Origin of the sequence: Pseudomonas sp. lyk4-TYG-107 (genome assembly GCF_030209055.1) — a bacterium.
GTDB classification, from domain to species: Bacteria; Pseudomonadota; Gammaproteobacteria; order Pseudomonadales; family Pseudomonadaceae; genus Aquipseudomonas; species Aquipseudomonas putida_A.
In genome coordinates this window covers 70,850-97,013 of sequence record NZ_JARVST010000030.1, presented here as the reverse complement: position 1 = coordinate 97,013, position 26,164 = coordinate 70,850, and the positions used below count along the sequence as shown (strand labels likewise).

Genomic DNA, 26,164 nt, shown 5'->3' with positions numbered 1-26,164 from the left:
CTTTTGCAAAGTTTTTTCAAAACCCCCACCTCAGCGCACCTCTCGACACTGCATCTGTTCCGTTACCCAAGCGCTTAGCGTGTTTCGAAATAACACGATCTGTTGATATTGCGTTCTGTTCTTTTTTTGGATCCGTAGAAAAAGTGTGGATATTGAAGGGGTTACCGGTATTTTTAACCGGCCGGTTATCAAAAAAATGTTGTTGCAGTTCGTGAACTTCAGTAACATCTGCCCCGCGTTCACCACCACGGTTTATGCATTTTTAAATCCCAAGCTTCCATCAGCTGCTTGGGATTTTTTTTGCCTGCGATTTGGTGAATCGCGCTTTTTGTCTCCCGGCTTCCAGTGCGAAACTTTCCAACCCCACGATCGTGTGCGGGCGCAACCGGCCTTTTTCGACTACTACTGACTGGCGTTTTCCAGGGATTTCTCAAAGGAGTTCGTTGATGCTGGTTCACTGGTTTCTCGCCGCTATTCATCTCTTGGCTTTTGCACTGGGCTTCTGGGCCGTGTTGACCCGTGGCACGGCGTTCAGTCGTCTGGCCGCTGGCGTCGGTGAGGCCAAGCGGGTTTTGCTCGCTGATAATCTGTGGGGGATTGCTGCGCTGGTGCTACTGGTGACCGGTGGCATGCGCGCCTTCGGTGGCTTTGAAAAGGGCACTGACTATTATCTGCACCAGCCGCTGTTTCATTTGAAGATGACGTTGTTCGTGCTGATTCTGCTGACAGAGCTGGCGCCGATGATCACGCTGGTCAAATGGCGGATCGCATTGGCGCGGGGCAAGGCGCTCGATACCGGACGTGCAAAGCTGTTCGCACGGATCAGCCATGTCGAGGCGCTGCTGTTGGTACTGATGATGATTGCAGCTACCGGCATGGCGCGCGGCGTGACGTTCGGCTAGCAGGGAGCAATTCCCTGTGTCCTCTCGGAAATGTCTGACAGCCAGGCTTGGCAGTCGCAGGTAGTATCGCGCTGCTGGAGAAAGGAAGGGAAGCGAATGAAGCGGAGAAGGGATGTGTCAGGCGCCGTGCCAAGTGGACTGGGGAGCGGATGGCAGTACGGCGCGTGAATCTTTAGCCAGTCATTACGCAGAGGCAAACGGACTGGCTACTGACTGCAATGCGGCTCAGGGAGTTTGTGGCTTGTCCGGGGCGGTCAGGCCAGCCTGAATGCGCTGATAGATCTCTTCACGGTGCACGGCAACGTTTTTCGGGGCGTTGATGCCGATACGGACTTGCTGACCGCTTACGCCGAGGATGGTGATCGTAATGTCATCACCAATATTTATGCTTTCACCGACTTTGCGGGTGAGTATCAGCATGGTCTTCTCCTTGATTGCTTTGTAGGGCACCTGATTCAGACAGTGCAGAGGTCGGTGGTACGTATAGATTAGTGCGAAGTCTCACGGTTTGGGTGCCTCTTTCTGACGCGCAGATGCGGCATTAATTCCCAGGGCGTAACTATACAGAGGCTGCAATCATCAATCTCGTTGTTTTGTGCCCATTTTGCGGGCCTCGCGAAGTATTTATGAATGTTAAGATCGCCGCTTTGTGATTTTCGAGGAAAGCGTTGTGCGCAAACTGGTCTGGATGGTCGCGGCACTGGCATTGGCGGGATGTGGTGAAGGCAAGAGTGTAGACGTGCAGAAGCCGAAAACGGCCGTCGCGGCCGCACCTGCGGCAGCGTCCGCCCCGCAATGGGACCTCGAAGTACGCGGCGAAACGCCTCAGGCTGTCAGTGACCTGAGTGGCTGGTTGATCGAGCATGCGTTCGTGCCGACCGTGATCAAGGACAGCAGCGGCAAGACGCGGATCCTGATTGGTCCGTTCAACTCCCAGGCCGACGCGCAAGCGCGCAAGGTAGAGGTGGATGCGGCATTGGTGAAGGCCAAGAAGCAGAACGTCGAGTCGGTGATCGTCGAGCATCCGCTCGCGCCGTAAGCAGCACTTTCAGCGGAGCGGCCTAAAGGACATCGCAGGCGATTCGTCTTATACGAGTCAACCACGATTTCTTGAAGGAGCTCCGCATGGCTTCCGCCGCTCCCTACAAACTCTTCAATGCGGTTCTGCACCGCAAGACGCTGGTGAGTCCGCACATGATGCGGATCACGCTCGCCGACCCTTCGATAGGTGACATGGCCACCTGGGCGCCTGATCAGCGCGTCAAACTGTTCTTTCCTGCTGAGGATGGATCGCCTGCAAGGCTTGCGCAGGAGGAGGGCTGGTACACCCGTTTTCGTTCGATGCTGGCGAGCCGGCGACCAGCAATGCGCACCTACACCATTCGTCATTTGCGCGCCGATCAGGGCGAGGTCGACATCGACTTTGTTCTGCACGGCGAGACCGGCCCCGCGTCGCGCTGGGCGCTGCGTGCGCAGCCGGGAGCGTCTATGCAGATTCTCGCTCCTGACAGCGGTTTTTCCGCGCAGGACGCCGGCGGGTTTGAATGGAAGCCGCCGCAGCTGCTCAAGGAGGTTTTGCTGGTGGCGGATGCCACGGCATTGCCGGCCGCCATGGGCATTCTTGACGAGTTGGCTGCCATGCCTGAACCGCCTCAGACTCAGGCGTACTTTGAGGTGGACAGCGCGCCAGACATGCTCCCGGTGCCGGATTGGCCCGGGCTGTCGGTGCAGTGGCTGGTTCGCGATCAGGCGCTGGCCACAGTGGCTGGGACGCTGATGGTGGAGGCGGTGCAGCAAGCCTTCCTGCCCACAGATGATCCATCAGCAGGGAAAGCCGCCGAACTCGCTGAAGTCGATATCGACAAAGACATACTCTGGGAGATCGCCAACACGGCCCCTCAAGGATTCTATGGCTGGATCGCCGGAGAAAGCGCTGCGGTCATGCGCCTGCGCAAATACCTGATCAAGGAATGCGGTATTCCCCGCGAGTCACTCAATCTGATGGGTTACTGGCGCTACAACAAGGCTGGAAGCTAAAAGCAAAAAAGGCCTCGAACATCACGTTCGAGGCCTTTTCTTTTGCGCTGGAGGATCAGCCGCAGGCTTTCAGGTTTACCGGGCCGACAAATTCATTGCCGCGTCCCATCACGCACGCCACGCTCTGATTGCGCTGACGTTCCCAGTCCTGCACGGGATAGGTTTTGTCCCACGCTTCGTACAACTGCCGATCCTGTTTCGACAGGCGCAAGCCGTACTGCTTGCTCATGTAGAAATAGGTGCGCGCGATCATGCCGCGAATCGACGGGCGCGGCATGACCTTCTTGGCCTTGAAGTCGACCTGGGTCAGGCACGAGCCGTACTGCCCGGATTGCACCGGCAGCCAGCCATAACTGAAGTTGCTGCGGTCACCGTTGACCTCACCAATGCTCGGCACCAGGTTGTGCAGGTCGGCTTCGGCTTTCTGGTAACTCGGGTCATAGCGGGTGCAGTTCTTGCGCCCGCCCGACTGCCAGCATTGACGCTGGTGACCGAACTCCCACGCCGGGACGATGTGTTCCCATTCGATGCGTGAAGCACGCTTGGCATTCTTGCGCGGCACGTAACCGCATGCCTTCAAGTCCACCTTGTTGCCGGTGTACTTGCACCCGCAGTAAAACTCGGTGGACTGCGGTGCATAGAGTTTCCAGGCGGCCTTTTTGGCCTCGGTAAAGGTGCGGGGCGCGCCAGCCTGGGCGCCAAAAGCGATGAACAGCAGCAGCAAAGCAAAACAGCGGACACTCATTGAATCAATCTTCCTTCGGCACAACCCAAAAAATCTGCACGCCGCCATCGTCGCGATAGGCGAGTGTGACGTTGTCGTTCTCGTCGATTTCCTCGAGCAGTTGCTCCCATGCATCCACAGGCTCGTCCGGCAGGCGGAAGATCAGTGCGGCTTTGGCTTTTTGTGCGGTAGGAGAATTGATGATTTTCTGAACGCGCATGCCCATGCGTTCGTAAGCGTCAGGAGCATCAGGAGAGGTGGCCACGAGGTTATCCTTATTAAGCTGTACGTGCATACAGTATTTAACTGTAAGCATTTTCGCAACTGCTTAAAATTCAAGAAAATCCTCTGACAGCGCTTTTCCGATTTTGGTGTAGGTCGGGTCGATTATTTTGTATGAAAAAGTCGCGCTCAGCGTAAGTGGCAGCACCACCCGCCGCACGGGCGAGTGGTGAGCAGGTTGCCCGACCCGAAAGGGTCAGGCGAGGGCCAATCAATATTCCCAGAACATCCGCTGCAGTTCTTTGCTGTCGTTGGTTTTGGTCAGGGCGACCATGGCCAGGATGCGGGCCTTTTGCGGGTTCAGGTCGTGAGCGACCACCCAGTCGTACTTGTCGTCAGGTTGTTCGGCGTTACGCAGAACGAAACCACCGGCGTTGACGTGGGAAGAACGGATGATCTGCACGCCGTCTTTACGCAGGGCTTGCAGAGATGGCACAACGCGGGAGGACACCGAACCGTTGCCGGTACCGGCGTGGATGATGGCTTTGGCGCCGGCCTGGGCCAGGGCCTTGTAAGCGGTGTCATCGACGTTGCCGTAGGAGTAGGCGATTTCTACGTCAGGCAGGCTCTTGATGTTTTTGATGTCGAATTCCGAATCCATGGTGTGACGCTTGGCCGGCAAGCGGAACCAGTAGGATTTGCCTTCAACCACCATGCCCAGTGGACCCCAAGGGCTTTTGAACGCCTCGGTCTTGATGTTGATCATTTTGCTGACGTCGCGACCGGACTGGATCTCGTCGTTCATGGTTACCAGCACGCCTTTGCCGTGCGCTTCTTTGCTGCTGGCGACGGCGACGGCGTTGTACAGGTTGAGCATGCCGTCCGCCGACATGGCGGTGCCCGGACGCATCGAGCCGACCACGATGATCGGCTTGTCGGTTTTTTCCACCAGGTTCAGGAAGTACGCGGTTTCTTCCAGGGTGTCGGTGCCGTGGGTGATGACGATGCCATCGACGTCTTTGCTGTCGGCCAGTTCCGATACGCGGCGACCCAGTTGCAGCAGGTTGTCGTTGGTGATGCTTTCCGAAGCGATCTGCATGACTTGTTCGCCACGCACGTTCGCCAGTTTGCTCAGTTCGGGGATGCCGGCGATCAGTTGTTCAATCCCGACTTTGGCCGCTTGATAGGTGGCGCTGTTGGCTGCGCTGGCGCCGGCACCGGCAATGGTGCCGCCCGTGGCAAGCACCACGACGTTGGCGAGTTTGGTCTGGGTTTCGACTTCTTTTGCCTGAAGGGTAGTGGGCAGGAGCAGGAGGAGGGCCAAAGCGCCCGGAACCAAGGTGTTGAAAGCAGATTTCATTATTTTTCTCTCTAGTAGTGAGACGGTGCTGATGCAGGTTCATCTAGATGCGCCCCGAGCCGATCTGAATGCCCGGGGTGCAGGCTAGGGAGCAGGATCTGTACCAGTGCTACTTTGCTTTAGAGAAATGTTTAACCTGATGATTTATATCAATATTTTGTAAGTTGGCGGATTCTTGAGTGAATGGCTTATCCGGGTTTCCGAACAAAAGAAGCTTTCGTGTTCGGTTCACCGAAAGGGACTGCACCTCCTGGCGACCGCAACGGCTTGCCGGTTCAGTTTTTCCGCTAAAGAAACCCGTCAGCAGGCCGATGGCTGTGGAAGGAAACGTTTATTTAGGGAGTTCACATGTCACTGACGATCGGTTTTTCAAATCCCGGCTCAGTCACCATTGGCGGTAAAACCGCAGCGACAATCAATGCAATGAACCAGGCGGAAGCAGATGCTGCCGACGAGGCGCTTGGCGTTGAAAAAGAACCGAGCAATCAAGTTCGCACCGGTGGTCCCGCGCAAGAAGCCAGCAAGGCGGATAGCGCTGACAGCGGCGACAGTCTGAGCGTGACCGTAAAAATGTTGCTCAAGCGCATGCAGGAATTGCAGAAGCAACTGCAGGAGCAGCAACAGCAACTGGCGGCGGCTCAGGCGGCGAGCTATCCGACGCCCGAGGCCAAGTCACAGGCGGTGATGTCCGTTCAGGGGCAGATCGCGCAAACTAGCGGCGCGCTGATGGAAGTCGCAGCGGCACTGGTCAAGGAAATGTCCAAGGATTCCACCAGCGGCAACCTGGTCAGCACCACGGCTTAAGCGGTAAGGGGTGAATCAGACGATTGCGCCCCGCAATACAACGACGATTTCTGATTGTTGACAAATGTCGGCGGGATTCGCATAGTTCGGTCTACGCAAACGTTTGCGCGGCTTCCCCGGTGCACTATTGTCCGGAAGAGAGCGCTGAAGCTTACGCCAGCGCGAGCGTTGCTCACAATAATCATAAGATCGGAGTGAACCCATGAAGCTGCCATTCGCTGGACGTCTTCTTGCTGTCGCTATGCTGGCTGCCGCAGCCGCCGCACTACCTGTCTCTTCGGCTTTCGCCGAGTCCCCGGAAAAACCCAAAGTCGCACTGGTCATGAAATCCCTGGCCAACGAATTCTTCCTGACCATGGAAGATGGCGCCAAGGCCTACCAGAAAGAACACTCCGCCGACTTCGACCTGATCTCCAACGGCATCAAGGACGAGACCGATACCGCCGGCCAGACCCGTATCGTCGAGCAGATGATTCTGGCCAAGGTCAACGCGCTCGTTATCGCACCGTCCGATTCCAAAGCCATGGTGCCGGTGATCAAGAAAGCCGTCGATGCCGGCATCACTGTGATCAACATTGACAACCAGCTTGATCCGCAGATCGTCAAAAGCAAAAACATCAGCGTGCCTTTCGTAGGCCCGGACAACCGCAAAGGTGCGCGTCTGGTCGGCGAATACCTGGCCAAGCAACTGAAGGCCGGTGACGAGGTCGGCATCATCGAAGGCGTGTCCACCACCACCAACGCCCAGCAACGCACCGCAGGCTTCAAGGATGCGATGGAGGCGGCGCAGATCAAGGTTGTCTCCTTGCAATCCGGTGACTGGGAGATCGACAAGGGCAACAAGGTTGCTGCGTCGATTCTCAGCGAATACCCGGATGTGAAGGCGCTGCTGGCGGGTAACGACAGCATGGCCGTTGGCGCTGTTTCCGCTGTGCGCGCTGCCGGTAAGGCGGGCAAGGTCCAAGTGGTCGGTTACGACAACATCAATGCGATCAAGCCGATGCTCAAGGATGGTCGTGTGCTGGCGACGGCCGATCAGTTCGCTGCCAAGCAGGCCGTGTTCGGTATCGAGACTGCGCTGAAAATCCTCAAGGGCGAAAAAGTCGACAGCGGCGTCAATGGCGTGATCGAAACGCCAGTCGAGCTGGTCACTAAGTAAGTCTTCCGGCGACACAACGGCGCTCGTCCGTCCGGACGAGCGCATGGAGAGTTTTTTATGTCAGTTTCCGCCCCGAACGCTGTCCTCTCGGTCAGCGGTATCGGTAAGACCTATGCGCAACCGGTGCTCACGGGCATCGACTTGACGCTGATGCGCGGTGAAGTGCTGGCGCTGACCGGTGAGAATGGCGCCGGTAAAAGCACGCTGTCGAAGATCATTGGGGGGCTGGTTACGCCCACCACCGGTCAGATGCAATTCCAGGGCAAGGACTACCGTCCGGGCAGTCGCACCCAGGCCGAAGAGCTTGGCGTGCGCATGGTCATGCAAGAACTCAATCTGCTGCCGACCCTGTCGGTGGCGGAAAACCTGTTTCTCGACAACCTGCCGAGCAACGGCGGCTGGATCAGTCGCAAGCAATTGCGCAAAGCCGCGATCGAGGCCATGGCGCAGGTTGGCCTCGATGCCATTGACCCGGACACCCTGGTCGGCGAACTGGGCATTGGCCATCAACAGATGGTCGAAATCGCACGCAACCTGATCGGCGATTGCCATGTGCTGATCCTTGATGAACCGACTGCGATGCTCACCGCCCGCGAGGTGGAAATGCTCTTCGAGCAGATCACCCGTTTGCAGGCACGTGGCGTCTCGATCATCTATATCTCGCACCGCCTCGAAGAGCTGGCGCGCGTCGCGCAACGCATTGCCGTGCTGCGTGACGGCAATCTGGTCTGCGTCGAGCCGATGGCCAACTACAACAGTGAGCAACTGGTCACCTTGATGGTCGGTCGTGAACTGGGCGAACACATCGACATGGGCCCACGCAAGATCGGCGCCTCGGCACTGACGGTCAAGGGCCTGACCCGGTCCGACAAGGTGCGCGATGTTTCCTTCGAAGTGCGTGCTGGCGAGATCTTCGGGATTTCCGGGCTGATCGGGGCAGGGCGCACCGAATTGCTGCGACTGATCTTCGGCGCCGATCTGGCCGACAGCGGCACGATTGCGCTGGGTTCGCCGGCGCAGGTGGTCAGTGTGCGTTCGCCGGTTGATGCGGTGAACCATGGCATTGCCTTGATCACCGAAGACCGAAAAGGTGAAGGCCTGCTGCTTAGCCAATCGATCAGCGCCAACATCGCCCTGGGCAACATGCCGGAGATTTCCAAAGCAGGAATAGTCAAAAACAGCGACGAAATTTCCCTGGCGCAGCGTCAGATCGACGCCATGCGCATCCGCAGTTCCAGCCCGACTCAACTGGTGTCGGAATTGTCTGGCGGCAACCAGCAGAAAGTGGTGATCGGCCGCTGGCTGGAGCGTGATTGCTCGGTGCTGTTGTTCGACGAGCCGACCCGCGGCATCGATGTCGGTGCCAAGTTCGATATCTACGCCTTGCTGGGCGAGTTGACGCGTCAGGGCAAGGCGCTGGTGGTGGTGTCCAGTGACCTGCGCGAGCTGATGCTGATCTGCGACCGGATCGGTGTGCTGTCGGCAGGGCGTTTGATCGATACCTTCGAGCGCGACAGCTGGACCCAGGATGATTTGCTTGCCGCCGCGTTCGCCGGCTACCAAAAACGTGATGCGTTGCTCAATGAAGCGGCGCCTAGGGATCTCCCATGAAAACTGCATCTTCCGCCGGCAAACGTAGTGGCAATTTCTACGGTCTGGGCACCTATCTGGGCCTGGCCGGGGCCTTGTTGGCGATGGTGGCGCTGTTCTCGATGATGAGCAGCCACTTTCTGTCCTATGACACTTTCAGCACGCTGGCCAACCAGATTCCCGATCTGATGGTGCTGGCGGTGGGCATGACCTTTGTACTGATCATCGGCGGCATCGACCTGTCGGTCGGTTCGGTGCTGGCACTTGCCGCTTCGACAGTCAGCGTGGCGATTCTCGGCTGGGGCTGGAGCGTGTTGCCGGCCGCGTTGCTCGGTATGGCGGTGGCGGCACTGGCGGGAACGGTGACCGGTTCGATCACCGTGGCGTGGCGCATTCCGTCGTTCATCGTTTCGCTTGGTGTGCTGGAAATGGCCCGTGGCCTGGCGTACCAGATGACCGGTTCGCGCACCGCCTACATCGGTGATTCGTTTGCCTGGCTGTCGAACCCGATCGCGTTCGGCATTTCGCCGTCGTTCATCATTGCCTTGCTGGTGATATTCATTGCGCAAGCTGTGCTGACCCGCACCGTGTTTGGTCGTTACCTGATCGGTATCGGCACCAACGAGGAAGCGGTGCGGCTGGCCGGGATCAATCCAAAACCGTACAAGATTCTGGTGTTCAGCCTGATGGGGCTGCTGGCCGGGATTGCCGCACTGTTCCAGATTTCCCGTCTGGAAGCTGCAGACCCGAATGCCGGCTCCGGTCTCGAATTGCAAGTGATCGCCGCCGTGGTGATCGGTGGCACCAGTCTGATGGGTGGCCGTGGTTCGGTGATCAGCACCTTTTTCGGTGTGTTGATCATTTCGGTACTGGCCGCCGGTCTGGCGCAGATCGGCGCGACCGAGCCAACCAAACGCATCATCACCGGCGCGGTGATTGTCATCGCGGTAGTGCTCGATACCTATCGCAGCCAGCGCGCCAGTCGACGGGGCTAACAGATGGCAACGATCAAGGATGTGGCGGCGCTCGCGGGGATTTCCTACACCACGGTTTCTCACGTGGTGAACAAGACGCGCCCGGTCAGCCAGGAAGTGCGGTTGAAGGTCGAGGCGGCCATCAAAAGCCTCGACTATGTGCCGAGTGCGGTGGCGCGTTCGCTGAAAGCCAAGACCACTGCGACCATTGGCTTATTGGTGCCCAACAGTCTCAACCCGTATTTTGCCGAGTTGGCACGGGGCATCGAGGATTACTGCGAGCGTAACGGCTACTGCGTGATCCTCTGCAATTCTGACGACAACCCGGAAAAACAGCGCAGCTATTTGCGCGTGCTGCTGGAAAAACGCATCGACGGACTGATCGTCGCCTCCGCCGGTGGTGACATCGGACTTGCGCAAGGGCTGGCCGGGGTGAAGACGCCAATGGTCATCGTCGACCGCGGGCTGGATGGCGTCGACGCCGACCTGGTGCGCATCGACCATGAGTATGGCGCTTATCTGGCGACGCGGCATCTGCTGGAGCTGGGCCATCGTGACATCGCCACCATCGGTGGTCCGTCGAGCACCAGCGTGGCGCAAATGCGTCAGGCCGGTTTTTGTCGGGCGCTGCAGGAGGCGGGCATCAAGGTGCGGGCCGAGCGCATGCTGGAAAGCGATTTCACCAGCACTGGCGGTTACAACGCGGCGGCGATCCTGCTTGAAAGCAATCCGCCGAGTGCGATCTTCGCCGGTAACGACATGATCGGTATCGGTGTGCTCCGCGCGGCGGCCGAGCGCAATGTCCGCGTACCGAGCGAGCTGTCGGTGATCGGCTTCGACGATATCCAGATGAGTCGCTACGTGTACCCGGCGCTGACCACGGTCGGCCAGTCGATCCTGCAGTTGGGCGAGATGGCTGCCGAAGTGTTGCTGCGAAGGATTGCTACCCCGAGTCTGGTCACCGATCAACGGATCGTGACCCCGAGTATTGTCTTGCGCGAATCGACTGCGCCGCTGTCCGGCGTATTCACCGAGTACCGCTGAAACCGAATTGACGAGTAGTGATGTATGCCAGCAAATGTAGTGGTAATAGGCAGCCTGAACATGGATCTGGTCACCCGGGCGCCACGGCTGCCCAAGGGCGGTGAAACGCTGATCGGTCATTCCTTTGCCACCGTGTCCGGCGGCAAGGGCGCCAATCAGGCAGTCGCTGCTGCGCGCCTGGGTGCGCGGGTGGCAATGGTCGGCTGTGTTGGCAACGATGACTACGGCGTGCAATTGCGTGAGGCATTGCTGGCCGAGCAGATCGATTGTCAGGCGGTGAGCACGGTCGAAGATTCCAGTGGCGTGGCGCTGATCGTGGTCGATGACAACAGTCAGAACGCCATCGTGATCGTTGCTGGCGCCAACGGTGCAATGACTCCGGCAGTGATCGACCGTTTTGATGCGGTGCTGCAAGCGGCCGACGTGATTATCTGCCAGCTCGAGATCCCGGATGCAACGGTAGGGCATGCGCTCAAGCGTGCACGTGCGTTGGGCAAGACGGTGATCCTCAATCCGGCGCCGGCCAGTCGTCCGCTACCGGCAGACTGGTTTGCCGCCATCGACTACCTGATCCCCAACGAAAGTGAAGCATCCGCGTTGAGCGGGTTGCCGGTCGATTCGCTGCAAAGCGCAGAAAGCGCTGCCAACCAGTTGATCGCAATGGGCGCGGGCAAGGTCATCATTACCCTCGGTGCGCAAGGTTCACTGTTTGCCAATGGCAAAGGTTTCGAGCATTTCCCGGCGCCGAAAGTGAAGGCTGTCGATACCACCGCCGCCGGCGATACCTTCGTCGGCGGGTTTGCCGCGGCGCTGGCCAGTGGCAAATCCGAGGCCGAGGCGATCCGGTACGGGCAAGTCGCGGCAGCGCTATCTGTGACCCGGGCCGGCGCACAACCTTCCATTCCAACCATGTCCGACGTACAGGCGTTCAAACCCGCATGAAAAAGACTCCTCTGCTCAACGTCGCGTTGTCGCGGCTGATCGCCTCCCTGGGCCATGGTGACATGGTGGTCATCGGTGACGCCGGACTGCCGGTGCCACCGGGTGTTGAATTGATTGATCTGGCGCTGACCCACGGCGTTCCGGATTTTGTCAGTACCCTGAAAGTCGTGCTCAGCGAGATGCAGGTGGAAAGCCATGTGCTGGCCAACGAAATTCTCGACAAGCAGCCGACCGCCCTGGTCGCGCTGGACGAGTTGCAGGAAGAGGGCGCCCTCGGTCGGCGCGATCTGCTGACGCATGAGCAATTCAAGGTTCTCAGCCGACAGGCGCGGGCGATTGTTCGTACAGGCGAATGTCAGCCGTACTGCAACATCGTGCTGGTGGCCGGGGTAACGTTCTAATCGGGTTCCGACCCTTTCATTTTCATCAGCACAAGGAATGCGCCATGCACCGCTATGCTCAAAAACTCCACCAATTGCTTCGGAGTCTGCTGCTTTTGTCTTTTATTACCGCCACCGGCGCTCAGGCTGCTGAAAAGATCGACCTGATCATCGACACCGACCCTGGCGCCGACGACGTGGTCGCTTTGCTGTTCGCCCTGGCTTCGCCGGATGAACTGAACATTCGTGCACTGACCACCGTGGCTGGCAACGTGCGCCTCGACAAGACATCGCGCAACGCGCGCCTGGCTCGCGAATGGGCAGGGCGCGAAGACGTTCCGGTGTATGCCGGTGCGCCGAAACCGCTGATGCGTACGCCGATCTACGCCGAGAACATCCATGGCAAGGAAGGCCTGTCGGGTGTCACCGTGCATGAGCCGAAAAAAGGCCTGGCCGAAGGCAATGCGGTCAACTACCTCATCGACACCCTGAAAAAAGCCAAGCCGCACAGCATCACCATCGCCATGCTTGGCCCGCAAACCAATCTGGCGCTGGCGCTGATCCAGGAGCCGGAGATCGTCAATGGCATCAAGGAAGTGGTGATCATGGGCGGTGCGCACTTCAATGGCGGCAACATCACCCCGGTGGCCGAATTCAACCTGTTCGCCGACCCGCAAGCGGCGGAAGTGGTACTCAAGAGCGGCGTGAAACTGACCTACCTGCCGCTGGACGTGACCCACAAGATCCTCACCAGTGATGCACGCCTGAAACAGATCGCTGCACTGAACAACAACGCAAGCAAGATTGTTGGCGACATCCTCAACGAGTACATCAAGGGTGACATGGAGCACTACGGCATCCCGGGCGGTCCGGTGCACGACGCTACCGTTATCGCTTACCTGCTCAAGCCTGAGCTGTTCACCGGTCGTTCGGTGAACGTTGTGGTGGATAGTCGCGAAGGTCCGACTTTTGGCCAGACCATCGTTGACTGGTATGACGGTCTGAAGGCGCCGAAGAACGCCTTCTGGGTGGAAAATGGGGATGCTCAAGGCTTCTTCGATCTGCTGACCGAGCGTCTGAAGCGCTTGAAGTAAGGCATGAGCCCGCAGGTGCCAGCCTGCGGGTTTTTATTTTCTCTCGGTGTCCTGCGTGTTCTCGCCGTCATGCTGGTACCGCTCGAACACCTGGGCGATAAACGTTTGTGCGCCCTGGGTTCCCATCGTCTTGACCAGCAGATCGATGCTGATCAATGCCAACTCCTCCGCACTGCCCGGGCTGTACGAGCTGTGCCCCTTCGGCCAATGAACCTTGATGTCGGCGGAGATGCTTACGGTGTTCATGAGTGCGCTCGAAAAGTCGGAAATGTCTGAAAGCGAGTTAACCACTTTGGCGGGCGTTTGGCACTGCGACTTAGGCATGAGCGCGTCGCTATGCGACACTTGGTCTTTTCCGGCTGATCCAAGGAATGTGCTGTGCAGATCGATTTGAACACCCCCGACGGCCTCACACTCGACGCTGTGCGCCAGTTGCTGGCGTCGGCCAGCGATGATGTGCACACGCAGCTGCGTGTGACCAAGGGTGGGATTGCCTATATCTCTTCCGGTGTGACCGGCGGCCAGGATATTGATGGCCTGCTGTTTCGCCTGGAGACCTGGGCCAAGGGCTCGGGGTATGTCGGCAAGGTCGCGGCCAGTGATGAAGTCTGGGTGATGCAGATTTTCAATGCGCTGAAAGACAACTGGCCGAATCCGCCGCACGATTACATCGACGTCTATTGAGCTTCGTTAATATTCGGTGACGATTGCGTGAGGATGCGATGCGCGCACTTCAGGCAGACTCAGCGTTTTTCCGGATCGTGGGGCAGGGTGACAGCATCGGTTGTGAAACCAAACGCCGGATTGGTGGTCGCACGATCTCAGCTTAACCATTTGAAAAAAGGAGGCTTCATGCCTTTGAAGTTCGCGTCTCTGGGTGCACTAATGGCCGTTGCCATGTTGGCCGGTTGCAGCACAACCTCCAGCGAGTCGGCAAAGGATCCTGTGGCGACCGATGCTGGTCATAGCCGCTGTGAAGCAAAGGCAGCGGAGTTTGCCATCGGTAAAAAGGCTTCGCCGGAACTGCTCGATCAGGCTCGTGCCAAGGCTGGCGCGCAAAACGCCCGCTTCCTCAAGCCAACCGACATGATCACTCTGGAGTACCGTTCCGATCGCTTGAATCTGAACACCGACAACAACCTGGTGGTCACTCGCGTCAACTGCGGCTGATCTCAGACCGCTTTTGTTGCAGGTATAAAAAACCCCGTCACATGGACGGGGTTTTTTTAGTGCGCCGGGAAATTACTCTGGGCGAACTTGTGCAGCTTGCATACCCTTTTGGCCTTTCTCAGCCACGAAAGAGACGGTCTGGCCTTCTTTCAGGCTTTTGAAACCGTCGGATTCGATAGCTTTGAAGTGTACGAACAGGTCGTCACCGCCACCTTGAGGAGTGATGAAGCCGAAGCCTTTTTCATCGTTGAACCATTTAACGGTGCCGGTTTGGCGATTAGACATGGTGTATCTCCAAGAAACATATATTTTCAGTAGTACTGTGCTGCTCAGGCCAACTGGGCACACCGGAGTATCATAGTCGAAATGTTCGCTTTGGTAGCCCCCCGGACGTGCTGTTTGCTTTCATATTGCATCGATTTCAACCTCTGAAATGTCTGCAAGCCCCGGTTTCAGTGGCTTTCAGCCGAGTGAAGAGGGTGTAAAAAAAGCTATAAAACCTGCGTAAATTATCGATTTTGGGGTCTTTTTGGCGGTTTTCAGCCTGCTGGACGCCCGAAAAAACATTCGTCAGCGCTTATTTCTGCACGCGGCAAACCGAGATTTCTTTCAGTGCGCGCTGACCCAGTTCACCACTTGGCGGGGTGTTCTTGTCCATCAGTTGCGCGATCTCTTGCGTGGTGAATTTCTTTTCCAGAACGTCGGCACCGCAAGCGCAATGTTTATTGGCTTCGGCCGGATTGACGCTCTTGCTGGCTGCGGCGGTGCAGTCGTTCATGTATTGGGCTTTGACGCCGGCAGGCCAGGCCGCGTTGGCGCTCAGCGGCAGCAGCAGGGCCAGCGGGGCCGCGAAAGCAAAAAGTCGGATAAGGCGCATGTCGGAAACTCCTTGGGTTGATATCGGCGACGATTCTCAGCCTATTTGAGGCAAGGCGTATATCCCAAGTTCACTTCGCGCCGCAAAAATGCGCAAATCAGCAACACCTCAATTCGATGACGTCGATGACCGCTCATCTGTGCTAGCATGCCGGGCTCAAGCGTTCTCAGGCTCCGGATGGCCTTCAGCCCCGGCAGCGGTCAGCGTGCGAAAATTCTGATTTGAATCCCAGTCACTCTGGTTCGGTTTTCCGGTTGGCCGCAAGGCTCCTGCCGCTGTAAGGCAGGCGTTCGTCATTGAATGGCCTGGATCGGATCTTGTACTGGCTCATCCCAACCCACGTGACCTTTGGTAGGGGTCACCACTAGGAGAGGAGGCGCCATGCCAACTATTACTCTTCCCGACGGCAGTCAACGTTCATTCGATCACCAGGTTTCCGTAGCCGAGGTCGCCGCATCCATTGGTGCCGGTCTGGCCAAGGCCACTGTGGCCGGCAAGGTCAACGGCAAGCTGGTCGACGCCTGCGACATCATCGACAGCGACGCGACGCTGCAAATCATCACGCCAAAGGATGAAGAGGGGCTGGAGATCATTCGCCACTCTTGTGCGCACCTGGTTGGCCACGCGGTCAAGCAGCTGTACCCGACTGCGAAAATGGTCATCGGCCCGGTTATCGACGAAGGCTTCTATTACGACATCGCCTTCGAGCGTCCTTTTACCCCGGACGACATGGCCGCCATCGAACAGCGCATGCATCAGCTGATCGACAAGGATTACGACGTCATCAAGAAAGTCACTCCGCGCGCCGAAGTGATTGAAGTGTTCAAGGCCCGCGGCGAAGACTACAAGCTGCGTCTGGTTGAAGACATGCCGAACGAGCAGGCCATGGGCCTGTACTACCACGAAGAATACGTCGACATGTGCCGCGGCCCGCACGTGCCGAACACGCGTTTTCTGAAATCCTTCAAGCTGACCAAGTTGTCCGGCGCCTACTGGCGCGGCGATGCCAAGAACGAGCAATTGCAGCGCGTTTACGGCACAGCCTGGGCTGACAAGAAGCAGCTGGCGGCTTACATCCAGCGCATCGAAGAAGCTGAAAAGCGCGACCACCGCAAGATCGGCAAGCGCCTGGGCCTGTTCCACACCCAGGAAGAGGCGCCGGGCATGGTGTTCTGGCACCCGAACGGCTGGACCCTGTATCAAGTGCTCGAGCAGTACATGCGCAAAGTGCAGCGCGACAACGGCTACCTGGAGATCAAGACTCCGCAAGTGGTCGATCGCAGCCTTTGGGAGAAATCCGGACACTGGGCCAACTACGCCGACAACATGTTCACCACCGAGTCGGAAAGCCGCGACTACGCCATCAAGCCGATGAACTGCCCGTGTCACGTGCAGGTGTTCAACCAGGGCCTGAAGAGCTACCGCGAGCTGCCGATGCGACTGGCCGAGTTCGGTGCCTGCCACCGTAACGAGCCATCAGGTGCGTTGCACGGCATCATGCGTGTGCGTGCGTTCACTCAGGACGACGCCCACATTTTCTGCACTGAAGAGCAGATGCAGGCCGAATCCGCTGCGTTCATCAAGCTGACCATGGACGTTTACCGCGATTTCGGCTTCACCGATGTCGAGATGAAACTGTCCACTCGTCCGGAAAAACGCGTAGGTTCCGATGAGCTGTGGGATCGCGCCGAAGCGGCACTGGCTGCAGCCCTTGATTCCGCGGGTCTGCCGTATGATCTGCAGCCGGGCGAGGGTGCGTTCTACGGTCCGAAAATCGAGTTCTCGCTGAAAGATTGCCTCGGTCGCGTCTGGCAGTGTGGTACCTTGCAGCTCGATTTCAACCTGCCTGTCCGTCTCGGTGCTGAATACGTCTCCGAAGACAACAGCCGCAAACACCCAGTGATGTTGCACCGGGCGATCCTCGGTTCCTTCGAGCGTTTCGTCGGGATTCTGATCGAGCATTACGAAGGTGCATTCCCTGCGTGGCTGGCGCCAACCCAGGCAGTGATCATGAATATCACTGATAAACAGGCAGATTTTGTTGCAGAAGTAGAAAAAACTCTCAACGAAAGCGGATTTCGTGCCAAGTCCGACTTGAGAAATGAAAAGATCGGCTTTAAAATCCGCGAGCATACTTTGCTCAAGGTTCCCTATCTTTTGGTTATCGGAGATAAGGAAGTCGAGATGCAGACTGTCGCTGTGCGTACTCGTGAAGGTGCTGACCTGGGCTCGATGCCCGTCGCCCAGTTCGCTGAGTTTCTCGCGCAAGCGGTTTCCCGGCGTGGTCGCCCAGATTCGGAGTAATTATTATTAAGCGTGAAATGAGACAAGATAAACGAGCTGCACCGAAAGCCCCGATCAACGAGAATATCTCGGCACGCGAGGTTCGGTTAATTGGCGCTGATGGCGAGCAGATTGGCATCGTCTCGATTGATGAAGCGCTTCGTATTGCTGAAGAAGCAAAGCTTGATCTGGTAGAAATCTCTGCTGACGCAGTCCCACCGGTTTGCCGGGTGATGGACTACGGCAAATCGATCTTCGAGAAGAAGAAGCAGATTGCAGCAGCGAAGAAAAACCAGAAGCAGATTCAGGTAAAAGAAATCAAGTTTCGTCCAGGGACGGAGGAAGGGGATTACCAGGTAAAACTGCGCAACCTGGTACGTTTCCTGAGTGACGGGGACAGGGCCAAGGTATCCTTGCGATTCCGCGGCCGTGAGATGGCCCACCAGGAGCTGGGGATGGAACTCCTCAAGCGGGTTGAAGCTGACCTGCTCGAGTACGGTTCGGTCGAACAGCATCCTAAGATGGAAGGACGCCAGCTGATCATGGTCATCGCCCCGAAAAAGAAGAAGTAATCAACAGGGCACGGCAGGCCTTCTGATTATGTTTATCAACTGAATGCGGAGTATCCGAACATGCCAAAAATGAAAACCAAAAGTGGTGCTGCTAAGCGGTTTCTGAAAACTGCTAACGGTATCAAGCACAAGCACGCTTTCAAGAGCCACATCCTGACCAAAATGTCGACCAAGCGTAAGCGTCAACTGCGCGGTAGCAGCTTGCTGCATCCGTCTGACGTGGCAAAAGTCGAGCGCATGCTGCGCCTTCGTTAATTTTAGTCAAGAATAGAGGAAGTAACTCATGGCTCGTGTAAAGCGTGGCGTCATTGCCCGTAAGCGTCACAAAAAAATTCTGAAACTTGCTAAAGGCTACTACGGCGCACGCTCCCGCGTATTCCGTGTTGCCAAGCAAGCGGTAATCAAGGCAGGCCAATACGCCTACCGTGACCGTCGTCAGAAAAAACGTCAGTTCCGCGCTCTGTGGATCGCTCGTATCAACGCTGGTGCTCGTGTTAATGGTCTGTCCTACAGCCGTTTCATCGCTGGCCTGAAAAAAGCGTCCATCGAGATCGACCGTAAGGTTCTGGCTGATCTGGCAGTGAACGAAAAAGCGGCGTTTGCTGCGATTGTCGAGAAAGCTAAAGCCACCTTGGCTTAAGTACCCCCGACAGTCACCCGGCCTCACCTCTGTGGGGCCAGGTGTTAAACGTCATAAATAGGGGAAGAGCCTTCAAGCTCTTCCCCTATTTTGTATCTGGAGTCTGTACATGGAAAACCTGGATGCGCTGGTCTCTCAAGCACTAGAGGCTGTGCAAAGCGCTGAAGATATCAATGCCCTGGAGCAAATCCGGGTTCAATACCTTGGCAAAAAGGGTGAATTGACTCAGGTGATGAAGACCCTGGGGAATTTGCCGGCAGAAGAGCGTCCGCAAGTCGGCGCCCTGATCAACGTTGCCAAGGAGCGTGTTACAGGCGTTCTCAATGCGCGCATGGCTCTGTTTGAAGAAGCCGAACTGGCTGCCAAACTGTCTGCCGAATCCATTGACGTGACGTTGCCGGGCCGTGGCCAGACCTCCGGTGGTCTGCATCCTGTGACCCGGACTCTGGAACGAGTCGAGCAGTTCTTCACCCGCATCGGCTACGGCATCGCCGAAGGCCCTGAGGTCGAAGACGACTATCACAACTTCGAAGCGCTCAACATCCCAGGCCACCACCCGGCCCGGTCGATGCATGACACCTTCTATTTCAATGCGAACATGTTGCTGCGCACCCATACCTCGCCGGTACAGGTCCGCACCATGGAGTCCAAGCAGCCGCCGATCCGCATCGTCTGCCCAGGCCGTGTGTATCGCAGCGACTCCGATATCACCCACTCGCCGATGTTCCACCAGGTCGAAGGCCTGCTGGTCGATCGCGACATCAATTTCGCCGACCTCAAAGGCACCATCGAAGAATTCCTGCGAGTGTTCTTCGAAAAAGAGCTGGCCGTCCGTTTCCGTCCTTCGTACTTCCCGTTCACCGAGCCATCCGCTGAAGTCGACATGGAATGCGTGATGTGCAGCGGTAAAGGCTGCCGCGTCTGCAAGCAGACCGGCTGGCTGGAAGTCATGGGCTGCGGCATGGTGCACCCGAACGTGCTGCGCATGTCCGGCATCGATCCGGAAGAGTTCTCCGGTTTTGCCTTCGGCATGGGTGTCGAGCGTCTGGCAATGCTCCGTTACGGCGTGAACGACTTGCGTCTGTTCTTCGACAACGACTTGCGGTTCCTCGCGCAATTTCGCTAGTCGTAACGAATTCTTAGGAGAGCAGGATGAAATTCAGTGAACAATGGCTGCGTGGCTGGGTTAGCCCGCAGGTAAGTCGCGACGAGCTGGTTGCTCGTCTGTCGATGGCGGGTCTGGAGGTCGATAGCGTGACCCCGGCCGCCGGTGTATTCAGCGGCGTGGTTGTGGGCGAGGTGCTGAGCACCGAGCAGCACCCTGATGCCGACAAGTTGCGTGTGTGCCAGGTCAGCAATGGCGCGGAAACCTTCCAGGTCGTGTGCGGTGCGCCAAACGTGCGTCCGGGCCTGAAGATTCCGTTCGCCATGATCGGTGCCGAACTGCCGGGCGACTTCAAGATCAAGAAGGCCAAGCTGCGTGGCGTCGAGTCCAACGGCATGCTGTGCTCGCAAGCCGAGCTGCAGGTCGGTGAAGGCAACGACGGTCTGATGGAACTGCCGGCCGATGCGCCGGTGGGCGAAGATTTCCGTGTGTACCTGGATCTGGAAGATGCCAGCATCGAGGTCGACCTGACCCCGAACCGTGGCGACTGCCTGTCGCTGGCCGGTCTGGCCCGTGAAGTGGGTGCGCTGTACGACACGCCGGTCACTCGCCCGGTGGTCATGACCATTCCGGCTGTGCACGACGAAGTGCGTCCGGTAGAAGTGCTGGCGCCTGCCGCCTGCCCGCGTTACCTGGGTCGTGTCATCCGTAACGTTGATCTGTCCAAACCAACCCCGCTGTGGATGGTTGAACGTCTGCGCCGCGCCGATGTGCGCAGCATCGACGCTGCCGTCGACATCACCAACTACGTGATGCTTGAGCTGGGTCAGCCACTGCACGCTTTCGATCTCGCCGAAATCAATGGCGGCATCCGCGTGCGTATGGCGGAAGAGGGTGAGAAGCTGGTTTTGCTCGACGGTCAGGAAGTCAGCCTGCGTAGCGATACCCTGGTGATTGCCGACCACACCCGCGCTCTGGCGATTGCCGGCGTAATGGGTGGCGAGCACAGCGGTGTGTCCGCAACCACTCGCGACGTTTTCCTGGAAAGTGCCTTCTTCGATCAGATCGCTGTGGCTGGCAAGGCTCGGTCCTACGGCCTGCACACCGACGCGTCGCACCGTTACGAGCGTGGCGTGGACTGGCAACTGGCCCGTGAAGCCATGGAACGCGCCACTGGCCTGCTGCTGGAAATTACCGGTGGTGAAGCCGGCCCGATCATCGAGACCGTCAGCGAACAGCACCTGCCGTCGATCGCGCCGATCACCCTGCGTGCGCAGCGCATCACCCAGATGCTGGGGATGGAAATGGATTCGGCGCAGGTCGAGCGTCTGCTCAGCGCCTTGGGTCTGAAGATTTCCGCTGACGGCGCAGGGCAGTGGCGCGTAGAAGTGCCAAGTCACCGCTTCGACATCAGTCTGGAAGTCGATCTGATCGAAGAGCTGGCGCGTCTGTACGGCTATAACCGTCTGCCGGTTCGTTACCCGCAAGCGCGTCTGGCGCCGCAAGCGAAGGCTGAAGCACGCAGCGAATTGCCTGAGCTGCGTCGTCTGCTGGTAGCCCGTGGTTATCAGGAAGCGATCACTTACAGCTTCATCGATCCGAAACAGTTCGAACTGTTCAACCCGGGCGTTGAGCCGCTGTTGCTGGCCAACCCGATTTCCAATGATATGGCTGCCATGCGTTCCTCGCTGTGGCCGGGCCTGGTCAAGGCGTTGCAGCACAACCTGAACCGCCAGCAGGATCGCGTGCGTCTGTTCGAAAGCGGTCTGCGCTTCGTCGGTCAGCTGGAAGGTCTGAAGCAAGAACCGATGCTGTCGGGTGTTGTTTGCGGCAGCCGTCTGCCGGAAGGTTGGGCGCAGGGTCGCGACACCGTCGATTTCTTCGACGTGAAGGCTGATGTTGAAGCGGTGTTGGGCTTTGCCGGTGCACTGGATACCTTCACTTTCACTCCGGGTAAACACCCGGCGCTGCACCCGGGTCAAACCGCGCGCATCGAACGGGACGGGCGTGAAGTCGGCTTTATCGGTGCGATTCACCCCGAGCTGTCCAAAGCCCTGGGCCTGGATCGTCCGGTCTTCGTCTTCGAGCTGGTTCTGGCTGAAGTCGCTTCCGGAAAAATGCCGCAATTCCACGAGTTGTCGCGTTTTCCTGAAGTGCGTCGTGACCTTGCACTGATCGCACACAAAGACGTCGCGGCCTCGGCTGTATTGGACGTAATCCGTGAAAATGCAGGCGAATGGCTCACGGATCTCAGGCTGTTTGACGTGTATCAGGGTAAAGGTATTGATCCTGATAGAAAAAGCCTTGCAGTTGGCTTGACCTGGCAGCATCCATCGCGCACTCTTAATGACGATGAGGTGAATTCGACGACGCAAAATATCCTCACCTCGCTCGAACAAAGGTTGAACGCCACGTTAAGGAAGTGACGTATGGGGGCTTTGACGAAAGCTGAGATGGCGGAACGTCTGTATGAAGAGCTGGGCCTGAACAAGCGGGAAGCCAAGGAATTGGTTGAACTGTTTTTCGAGGAAATCAGGCACGCTCTTGAAGACAACGAGCAGGTCAAATTGTCCGGTTTCGGCAATTTCGACCTTCGGGACAAACGCCAGCGGCCTGGCCGCAACCCGAAAACGGGGGAAGAAATCCCGATCACGGCTCGCCGTGTGGTCACCTTTCGTCCAGGGCAGAAGTTGAAGGCCCGAGTTGAGGCTTATGCTGGAACCAAGTCATAACGACGAACTACCCGTCATCCCGGGCAAACGCTACTTCACCATTGGTGAAGTCAGCGAGCTGTGTGCGGTAAAACCACACGTGCTGCGCTACTGGGAGCAGGAGTTTCCTCAACTCAACCCCGTCAAACGCCGCGGAAACCGCCGGTATTATCAGCGCCAGGATGTGCTGATGATCCGGCAAATCCGCGCGCTCCTTTACGATCAGGGATTCACCATCGGCGGCGCGCGTCTGCGCTTGTCCGGTGATGAAGCCAAAGACGACACCACCCAATACAAGCAAATGATCCGCCAGATGATCGCTGAGCTTGAAGATGTACTGGTGGTGCTCAAGAAATAAAAAGCTGCGTTTGAATACTTCCAGTTTTCAAAAGCTTGCGATATATTCTTGAGCGCTCTTCGAGACGAGGGGCGGGTTTCAAACCAGTCGGGGCGTAGCGCAGTCCGGTAGCGCACTAGCATGGGGTGCTAGGGGTCGAGTGTTCGAATCACTCCGTCCCGACCATTATTCCTGAGTAAAATCAGACACTTAAGCCGATCATCTAGATCGGCTTTTTTGTGTCCGCGCAAAAAACTGCACAAAGCGCCCCGGAAGATTCACTGTTATTCAGTGCCGTTTGTGATTATTGCTCTTGGTACACGCTGATTCTTGCGCAGTCTCGATGGGATTTGGTCGGTCGCCCGGTCGATGCAGCCAGCCCTGAAGCTCCATTAAATATTGGCTGACGGTTGCCGATACTCAGTCATCTAAATTCCGATCGAGCGAAGGCGCATGGACATCAGCAATACCAGCAGTGAATATCAAAAGCCGAAAAATCTTGCCGGGCTGGGCCGTCGCTGGGGTGGGCAGATCATCGATACGTTGATCACCTACTTTTTGATCCTCTTCGTAGGACGGCTGTCGGAGTTTATTGGTTTGCCGCCAAATGTGGTGGCTGTCCTGGCTCTTGGTACGGGTGTGGCGTATTACCTGTTTTCCGACGCAATGCCCAACGGGCAAAGCCTGGGTAAAAAGCTGCTGGGGATGTCGGTGATTGATGAGCGTAGCTACTTGAACTGCAATCTGTATCAATCGTTCATACGCAATATCACAACGCCGTTTCTGAACATCCTCGACTGGATTTTCATCTTCTTTGGCTCGCGCAAACGCCTGGGCGACATGCTTGCGTCAACAATTGTGATTCGTGTCAGGTGAGTCAAGTGGGGCGACGGCAGTCGCCCAGGTGTTAAGGTTTCGAATCTTGCTGAATATCCTCCGAGTCACTGGAGGTTGCGGCGTCCTTCTGCGTTTCTTGCGGTTCGGCGCCGGAGTTTGAGCCTGACGCTTCTTCGCCTTTTTTATTGGCTTTTTCCTCGTTGGACTCTGAGCTTTGCGCTTGATTTGTGCCGGAGGAGGCCGTCGGTGTTGCTGCCGAACTGGTCTGCGTGAAGAACGCGCCAGTCAACAGCAGGCTTGCAAGCGTCAGGGTTGCAATCGACTTGTTCATGATCTGAGTCTTCCGCGCGATGTGGGTAACTCTTTGGAGGCATGAACAGGCCTAAGGTGCTGGCCGTTGGACGAGCGGTAAAGTCACAGATACCCGGCCCAATGTGAAAGTAGAAGGATTTCTATCAAGCCGACCACAAACATGACCGCGACAAACCGCCGCGAAAACACACGATTACTGCGGCGCCTTGATCTGAAGTCATCGTAAGCGACGAGTGCCGCCAGGAAATCAAAAAGCTCGCTCAAGTTGTAGTGCTCTCATGGGGCGTTATTTTTCGGGTGGACGGCAATGAATGTCGAGCTTATGAATGCATCTGCTTTCGTGCAAGCTGTGTGCCCCAGTCGAGGGCGCTATGTTTTACGGCCTTGCAAGTCGGCCCATTCAATCCCGAAGCGGCTCAGGTATTTTCTTAAGCGATCTGCATCATTCGGCTGCACCTTGGCTTGGCGCGATACGCCGAACAGTCTGCGTCCGGCATCCGACAGGCTGTCCGCTTGCCGACATACTTCAAGCACCGCTTTCAATTGCAGTCGATCAAACAGGTCGAGGCTATCGGCGTCTCCCGGGAGGTCATCCGACACGCCGTCCGCTTGCGCCAGTCCCCACGCATAACGCAGTCGATCAATTTCTTCCTGCACTTGCGCCTCATCAATTCGTCCGCTGTCCGCCAGCGTGGCCATCCGGGTAATCGACGCTGACAGTTCGCGAAAGTTGCCCAGCCATGCCGCTTCCCGAGAGCTGGCGAAGGCGAGGTAGCGTCGGCGCGCTTCGAGGTTGAAGCGCACCAGTTGGCCGTGATCGCGAGCGTGACGTTCGAGCTCGAAATCGATGTTGGGCTCGATGTCTTCGCGGCGGCCGGCCAGGCCGGGCAAATCAAATGTCCAGAGGTTGATGCGTGCGTACAGATCCTCGCGGAACAGGCCTTCGGCGACGCGGCTGCGCAGATCGCGGTGAGTGCCGGCGATGATCAGGAAGTCGCTGTCGACCTCCTTGTCGGAGCCAAGCGGAAAGAAGCGCTTTTCTTCGATAGCCTTGAGCAGCATCGCCTGTTCGTCCGCGCCCAGCTCACCGATTTCATCGAGAAACAACATGCCGCCGTCCGCTGCCCGTAGCAGGCCGTCGCGGGCGTTCTGCGCTCCGGTGAATGCGCCTTTGACGTGACCGAACAGAGCCGACATCGCACCGTCGCCCCGCAGGGTGGCGCAGTTCACCTCAACAAACCGGCCCTGCATTTGATGGCGGCTGCGTTTGAGTTCATAGATGCGTCGGGCGAGAAACGATTTGCCGGCGCCGGTCGGGCCGATCAGCAGCATGGGCGCCTTGGAGCGCACGGCCACGCGTTCAATCTGTTCGATGGAGCGGTTGAACGCCGCGTTACGGGTGGCGATGCCGGACTTCAAGAACTCCAGGCCCTCGAGGCGTTTGTTGGCGAAACGCGAGGCAATGCGGTCATAACGCGACAGGTCGAGATCGATCAGCGCGTGAGTGCCGGTGGCTTGTTCATCTTCGCTTTTGCGCCGGGCGGGGGAGGTCTGGATCAGGCGCGCCGGCAGATAGCGTGCTTCGGTCAGCAGGAACCAGCAAATCTGCGCGACGTGGGTGCCGGTGGTGATGTGAACCAGATAGTCCTCGTGCTCGGTATCGAAGCTGTAGGCCGTCGTGAAGTCATGCAGCGCGCCGTAGACCTCTTCGAAATCCCACGGATTGCGCAGTGACATGGGGTGCAGGTGTACCTCGGTTTCCGGCGAGACCTGCTGGATATCGGTGCGAACCCGTTCAGCGAGGCTGATGTCGCGCGCGTCGATACCGTGAATCAGTTCCAGACGATGGATCAACACGTCCGGTTGCTGGCACAGGCCAACGCTCGGTCGCCAGTGGCTCCAGCGATTGGCGCCTTTGCCAACGCGGTCCAGGGTGGCGCCGATAAAACCGATGGCGACGGTGCGTTTGTTGGGCATGGCTATCTCAAAAGATAAATGACGATATCAAATGATAGATTTCTCACGCTGGGTTTGTCTTCGGTTCAGTTCAAAGAAACCGATAAAAAATAAAAAAACTATATAAATCAA

General features: G+C 57.5%; 32 protein-coding genes and 1 tRNA gene. 24 read left to right on the top strand and 9 right to left on the bottom strand.

Annotated elements, in window-relative coordinates; translation table 11 throughout:
• The first annotated feature begins 145 nt into the window (after nt 1-145).
• Nucleotides 146-409: a hypothetical protein gene (locus QRN61_RS24385; RefSeq protein ID WP_285375871.1), complete on the top strand. Its 264-nt coding sequence runs from the start codon at nt 146-148 to the stop codon at nt 407-409.
• A gap of 37 nt (nt 410-446) precedes the next feature.
• The gene (locus tag QRN61_RS24380; protein WP_115989376.1) at nt 447-902 is read left to right on the top strand and encodes a DUF2214 family protein; all 456 of its coding nucleotides are present in this window, start codon (nt 447-449) and stop codon (nt 900-902) included.
• Between the two features lie 225 nt (nt 903-1,127).
• Here the strand turns inward: QRN61_RS24380 and csrA are convergent, their stop codons facing one another.
• Nucleotides 1,128-1,322 carry a carbon storage regulator CsrA gene (csrA, locus tag QRN61_RS24375; RefSeq protein ID WP_003179932.1) on the bottom strand — a complete coding sequence of 65 codons (195 nt, stop codon included), beginning with the start codon at nt 1,320-1,322 and terminating at the stop codon, nt 1,128-1,130.
• 250 nt (nt 1,323-1,572) lie between these two features.
• Here csrA and QRN61_RS24370 point away from each other — a divergent pair, with 250 nt between their 5' ends.
• On the top strand, nt 1,573-1,941 hold the full coding sequence (locus tag QRN61_RS24370) for a sporulation protein (RefSeq protein WP_047293271.1): 369 nt from the start codon (nt 1,573-1,575) through the stop codon (nt 1,939-1,941).
• A gap of 86 nt (nt 1,942-2,027) precedes the next feature.
• Nucleotides 2,028-2,939, top strand: coding sequence for a siderophore-interacting protein (locus tag QRN61_RS24365; RefSeq protein ID WP_285375867.1), 912 nt, complete (start codon nt 2,028-2,030; stop codon nt 2,937-2,939).
• Nucleotides 2,940-2,994: 55 nt separating this feature from the next.
• Here QRN61_RS24365 and QRN61_RS24360 read toward each other — a convergent pair whose 3' ends face one another.
• The 3 genes from QRN61_RS24360 to QRN61_RS24350 form a co-directional block, all read right to left on the bottom strand.
• Complete coding sequence (locus tag QRN61_RS24360) at nt 2,995-3,684, bottom strand: endonuclease (protein WP_003226397.1); 690 nt, start codon at nt 3,682-3,684, stop codon at nt 2,995-2,997.
• Between the two features lie 4 nt (nt 3,685-3,688).
• Entirely contained in the window at nt 3,689-3,979 is a 291-nt protein-coding gene (locus tag QRN61_RS24355; protein ID WP_003226395.1) for a DUF1654 domain-containing protein, read from the bottom strand.
• Between the two features lie 177 nt (nt 3,980-4,156).
• A complete protein-coding gene (locus tag QRN61_RS24350; protein ID WP_285375865.1) occupies nt 4,157-5,245 on the bottom strand; it encodes an asparaginase in 1,089 nt (362 codons plus the stop codon).
• Nucleotides 5,246-5,593: 348 nt separating this feature from the next.
• On the opposite strand from QRN61_RS24350, the gene QRN61_RS24345 reads away from it, so the two are divergent.
• The 8 genes from QRN61_RS24345 (at nt 5,594) to QRN61_RS24310 (ending at nt 13,232) form a co-directional block, all read left to right on the top strand.
• On the top strand, nt 5,594-6,049 hold the full coding sequence (locus tag QRN61_RS24345) for a hypothetical protein (protein ID WP_027611549.1): 456 nt from the start codon (nt 5,594-5,596) through the stop codon (nt 6,047-6,049).
• A 202-nt stretch (nt 6,050-6,251) separates the two neighbouring features.
• Nucleotides 6,252-7,208: a sugar ABC transporter substrate-binding protein gene (locus QRN61_RS24340; protein ID WP_003226388.1), complete on the top strand. Its 957-nt coding sequence runs from the start codon at nt 6,252-6,254 to the stop codon at nt 7,206-7,208.
• 57 nt (nt 7,209-7,265) lie between these two features.
• Nucleotides 7,266-8,819, top strand: a complete 1,554-nt coding sequence (locus tag QRN61_RS24335; RefSeq protein WP_285375863.1) for a sugar ABC transporter ATP-binding protein — start codon at nt 7,266-7,268, stop codon at nt 8,817-8,819.
• A complete protein-coding gene (locus QRN61_RS24330; protein ID WP_007961238.1) occupies nt 8,816-9,793 on the top strand; it encodes an ABC transporter permease in 978 nt (325 codons plus the stop codon). Before QRN61_RS24335 ends, QRN61_RS24330 begins: the two co-directional genes overlap by 4 nt.
• A gap of 3 nt (nt 9,794-9,796) precedes the next feature.
• Complete coding sequence (locus tag QRN61_RS24325) at nt 9,797-10,816, top strand: LacI family DNA-binding transcriptional regulator (protein ID WP_027611551.1); 1,020 nt, start codon at nt 9,797-9,799, stop codon at nt 10,814-10,816.
• A 24-nt stretch (nt 10,817-10,840) separates the two neighbouring features.
• Complete coding sequence (gene rbsK, locus QRN61_RS24320) at nt 10,841-11,758, top strand: ribokinase (RefSeq protein WP_096796175.1); 918 nt, start codon at nt 10,841-10,843, stop codon at nt 11,756-11,758.
• Entirely contained in the window at nt 11,755-12,159 is a 405-nt protein-coding gene (gene rbsD / locus QRN61_RS24315) for a D-ribose pyranase (protein ID WP_027611553.1), read from the top strand. Before rbsK ends, rbsD begins: the two co-directional genes overlap by 4 nt.
• A gap of 44 nt (nt 12,160-12,203) precedes the next feature.
• Entirely contained in the window at nt 12,204-13,232 is a 1,029-nt protein-coding gene (locus tag QRN61_RS24310) for a nucleoside hydrolase (protein ID WP_096796176.1), read from the top strand.
• Nucleotides 13,233-13,265: 33 nt separating this feature from the next.
• Here the strand turns inward: QRN61_RS24310 and QRN61_RS24305 are convergent, their stop codons facing one another.
• The gene (locus tag QRN61_RS24305) at nt 13,266-13,478 is read right to left on the bottom strand and encodes a hypothetical protein (protein ID WP_096796226.1); all 213 of its coding nucleotides are present in this window, start codon (nt 13,476-13,478) and stop codon (nt 13,266-13,268) included.
• 132 nt (nt 13,479-13,610) lie between these two features.
• On the opposite strand from QRN61_RS24305, the gene QRN61_RS24300 reads away from it, so the two are divergent.
• A complete protein-coding gene (locus QRN61_RS24300; protein WP_097088685.1) occupies nt 13,611-13,916 on the top strand; it encodes a hypothetical protein in 306 nt (101 codons plus the stop codon).
• A gap of 168 nt (nt 13,917-14,084) precedes the next feature.
• The gene (locus QRN61_RS24295; RefSeq protein ID WP_007961248.1) at nt 14,085-14,402 is read left to right on the top strand and encodes an I78 family peptidase inhibitor; all 318 of its coding nucleotides are present in this window, start codon (nt 14,085-14,087) and stop codon (nt 14,400-14,402) included.
• Nucleotides 14,403-14,474: 72 nt separating this feature from the next.
• Here QRN61_RS24295 and QRN61_RS24290 read toward each other — a convergent pair whose 3' ends face one another.
• Together QRN61_RS24290 and QRN61_RS24285 are read right to left on the bottom strand one after the other, a co-directional pair.
• The gene (locus tag QRN61_RS24290) at nt 14,475-14,687 is read right to left on the bottom strand and encodes a cold-shock protein (RefSeq protein ID WP_003179963.1); all 213 of its coding nucleotides are present in this window, start codon (nt 14,685-14,687) and stop codon (nt 14,475-14,477) included.
• 292 nt (nt 14,688-14,979) lie between these two features.
• Complete coding sequence (locus tag QRN61_RS24285) at nt 14,980-15,279, bottom strand: hypothetical protein (RefSeq protein WP_003226370.1); 300 nt, start codon at nt 15,277-15,279, stop codon at nt 14,980-14,982.
• A 381-nt stretch (nt 15,280-15,660) separates the two neighbouring features.
• Between QRN61_RS24285 and thrS the strand changes: the two genes are divergently transcribed.
• The 10 genes from thrS (at nt 15,661) to QRN61_RS24235 (ending at nt 23,803) form a co-directional block, all read left to right on the top strand.
• On the top strand, nt 15,661-17,583 hold the full coding sequence (gene thrS, locus QRN61_RS24280) for a threonine--tRNA ligase (RefSeq protein ID WP_285375857.1): 1,923 nt from the start codon (nt 15,661-15,663) through the stop codon (nt 17,581-17,583).
• Nucleotides 17,583-18,134 (top strand): translation initiation factor IF-3, encoded by a 552-nt coding sequence (gene infC / locus QRN61_RS24275; protein WP_170929410.1) that lies wholly within the window; start codon nt 17,583-17,585, stop codon nt 18,132-18,134. The genes thrS and infC overlap by 1 nt, the downstream gene beginning before the upstream one ends.
• Before the next feature lie 60 nt (nt 18,135-18,194).
• Nucleotides 18,195-18,389, top strand: a complete 195-nt coding sequence (gene rpmI, locus QRN61_RS24270; RefSeq protein WP_002553160.1) for a 50S ribosomal protein L35 — start codon at nt 18,195-18,197, stop codon at nt 18,387-18,389.
• Between the two features lie 28 nt (nt 18,390-18,417).
• Nucleotides 18,418-18,774 carry a 50S ribosomal protein L20 gene (gene rplT, locus QRN61_RS24265; protein ID WP_002553161.1) on the top strand — a complete coding sequence of 119 codons (357 nt, stop codon included), beginning with the start codon at nt 18,418-18,420 and terminating at the stop codon, nt 18,772-18,774.
• A gap of 109 nt (nt 18,775-18,883) precedes the next feature.
• Nucleotides 18,884-19,900: a phenylalanine--tRNA ligase subunit alpha gene (pheS, locus tag QRN61_RS24260; RefSeq protein WP_003226365.1), complete on the top strand. Its 1,017-nt coding sequence runs from the start codon at nt 18,884-18,886 to the stop codon at nt 19,898-19,900.
• A 26-nt stretch (nt 19,901-19,926) separates the two neighbouring features.
• Nucleotides 19,927-22,305: a phenylalanine--tRNA ligase subunit beta gene (gene pheT / locus QRN61_RS24255; RefSeq protein ID WP_139055542.1), complete on the top strand. Its 2,379-nt coding sequence runs from the start codon at nt 19,927-19,929 to the stop codon at nt 22,303-22,305.
• 3 nt (nt 22,306-22,308) lie between these two features.
• Nucleotides 22,309-22,611 carry an integration host factor subunit alpha gene (gene ihfA, locus QRN61_RS24250; RefSeq protein WP_002553164.1) on the top strand — a complete coding sequence of 101 codons (303 nt, stop codon included), beginning with the start codon at nt 22,309-22,311 and terminating at the stop codon, nt 22,609-22,611.
• The gene (locus QRN61_RS24245) at nt 22,592-22,948 is read left to right on the top strand and encodes a MerR family transcriptional regulator (RefSeq protein WP_003179985.1); all 357 of its coding nucleotides are present in this window, start codon (nt 22,592-22,594) and stop codon (nt 22,946-22,948) included. Before ihfA ends, QRN61_RS24245 begins: the two co-directional genes overlap by 20 nt.
• A gap of 88 nt (nt 22,949-23,036) precedes the next feature.
• A tRNA-Pro gene (locus tag QRN61_RS24240) sits at nt 23,037-23,113 on the top strand.
• Between the two features lie 267 nt (nt 23,114-23,380).
• Nucleotides 23,381-23,803 (top strand): RDD family protein, encoded by a 423-nt coding sequence (locus tag QRN61_RS24235; protein WP_150369117.1) that lies wholly within the window; start codon nt 23,381-23,383, stop codon nt 23,801-23,803.
• Between the two features lie 31 nt (nt 23,804-23,834).
• Here the strand turns inward: QRN61_RS24235 and QRN61_RS24230 are convergent, their stop codons facing one another.
• Together QRN61_RS24230 and rtcR are read right to left on the bottom strand one after the other, a co-directional pair.
• Nucleotides 23,835-24,095, bottom strand: coding sequence for a hypothetical protein (locus tag QRN61_RS24230; RefSeq protein WP_150369115.1), 261 nt, complete (start codon nt 24,093-24,095; stop codon nt 23,835-23,837).
• 350 nt (nt 24,096-24,445) lie between these two features.
• Entirely contained in the window at nt 24,446-26,053 is a 1,608-nt protein-coding gene (gene rtcR, locus QRN61_RS24225; RefSeq protein WP_285375856.1) for an RNA repair transcriptional activator RtcR, read from the bottom strand.
• Between the last annotated feature and the right edge of the window lie 111 nt (nt 26,054-26,164).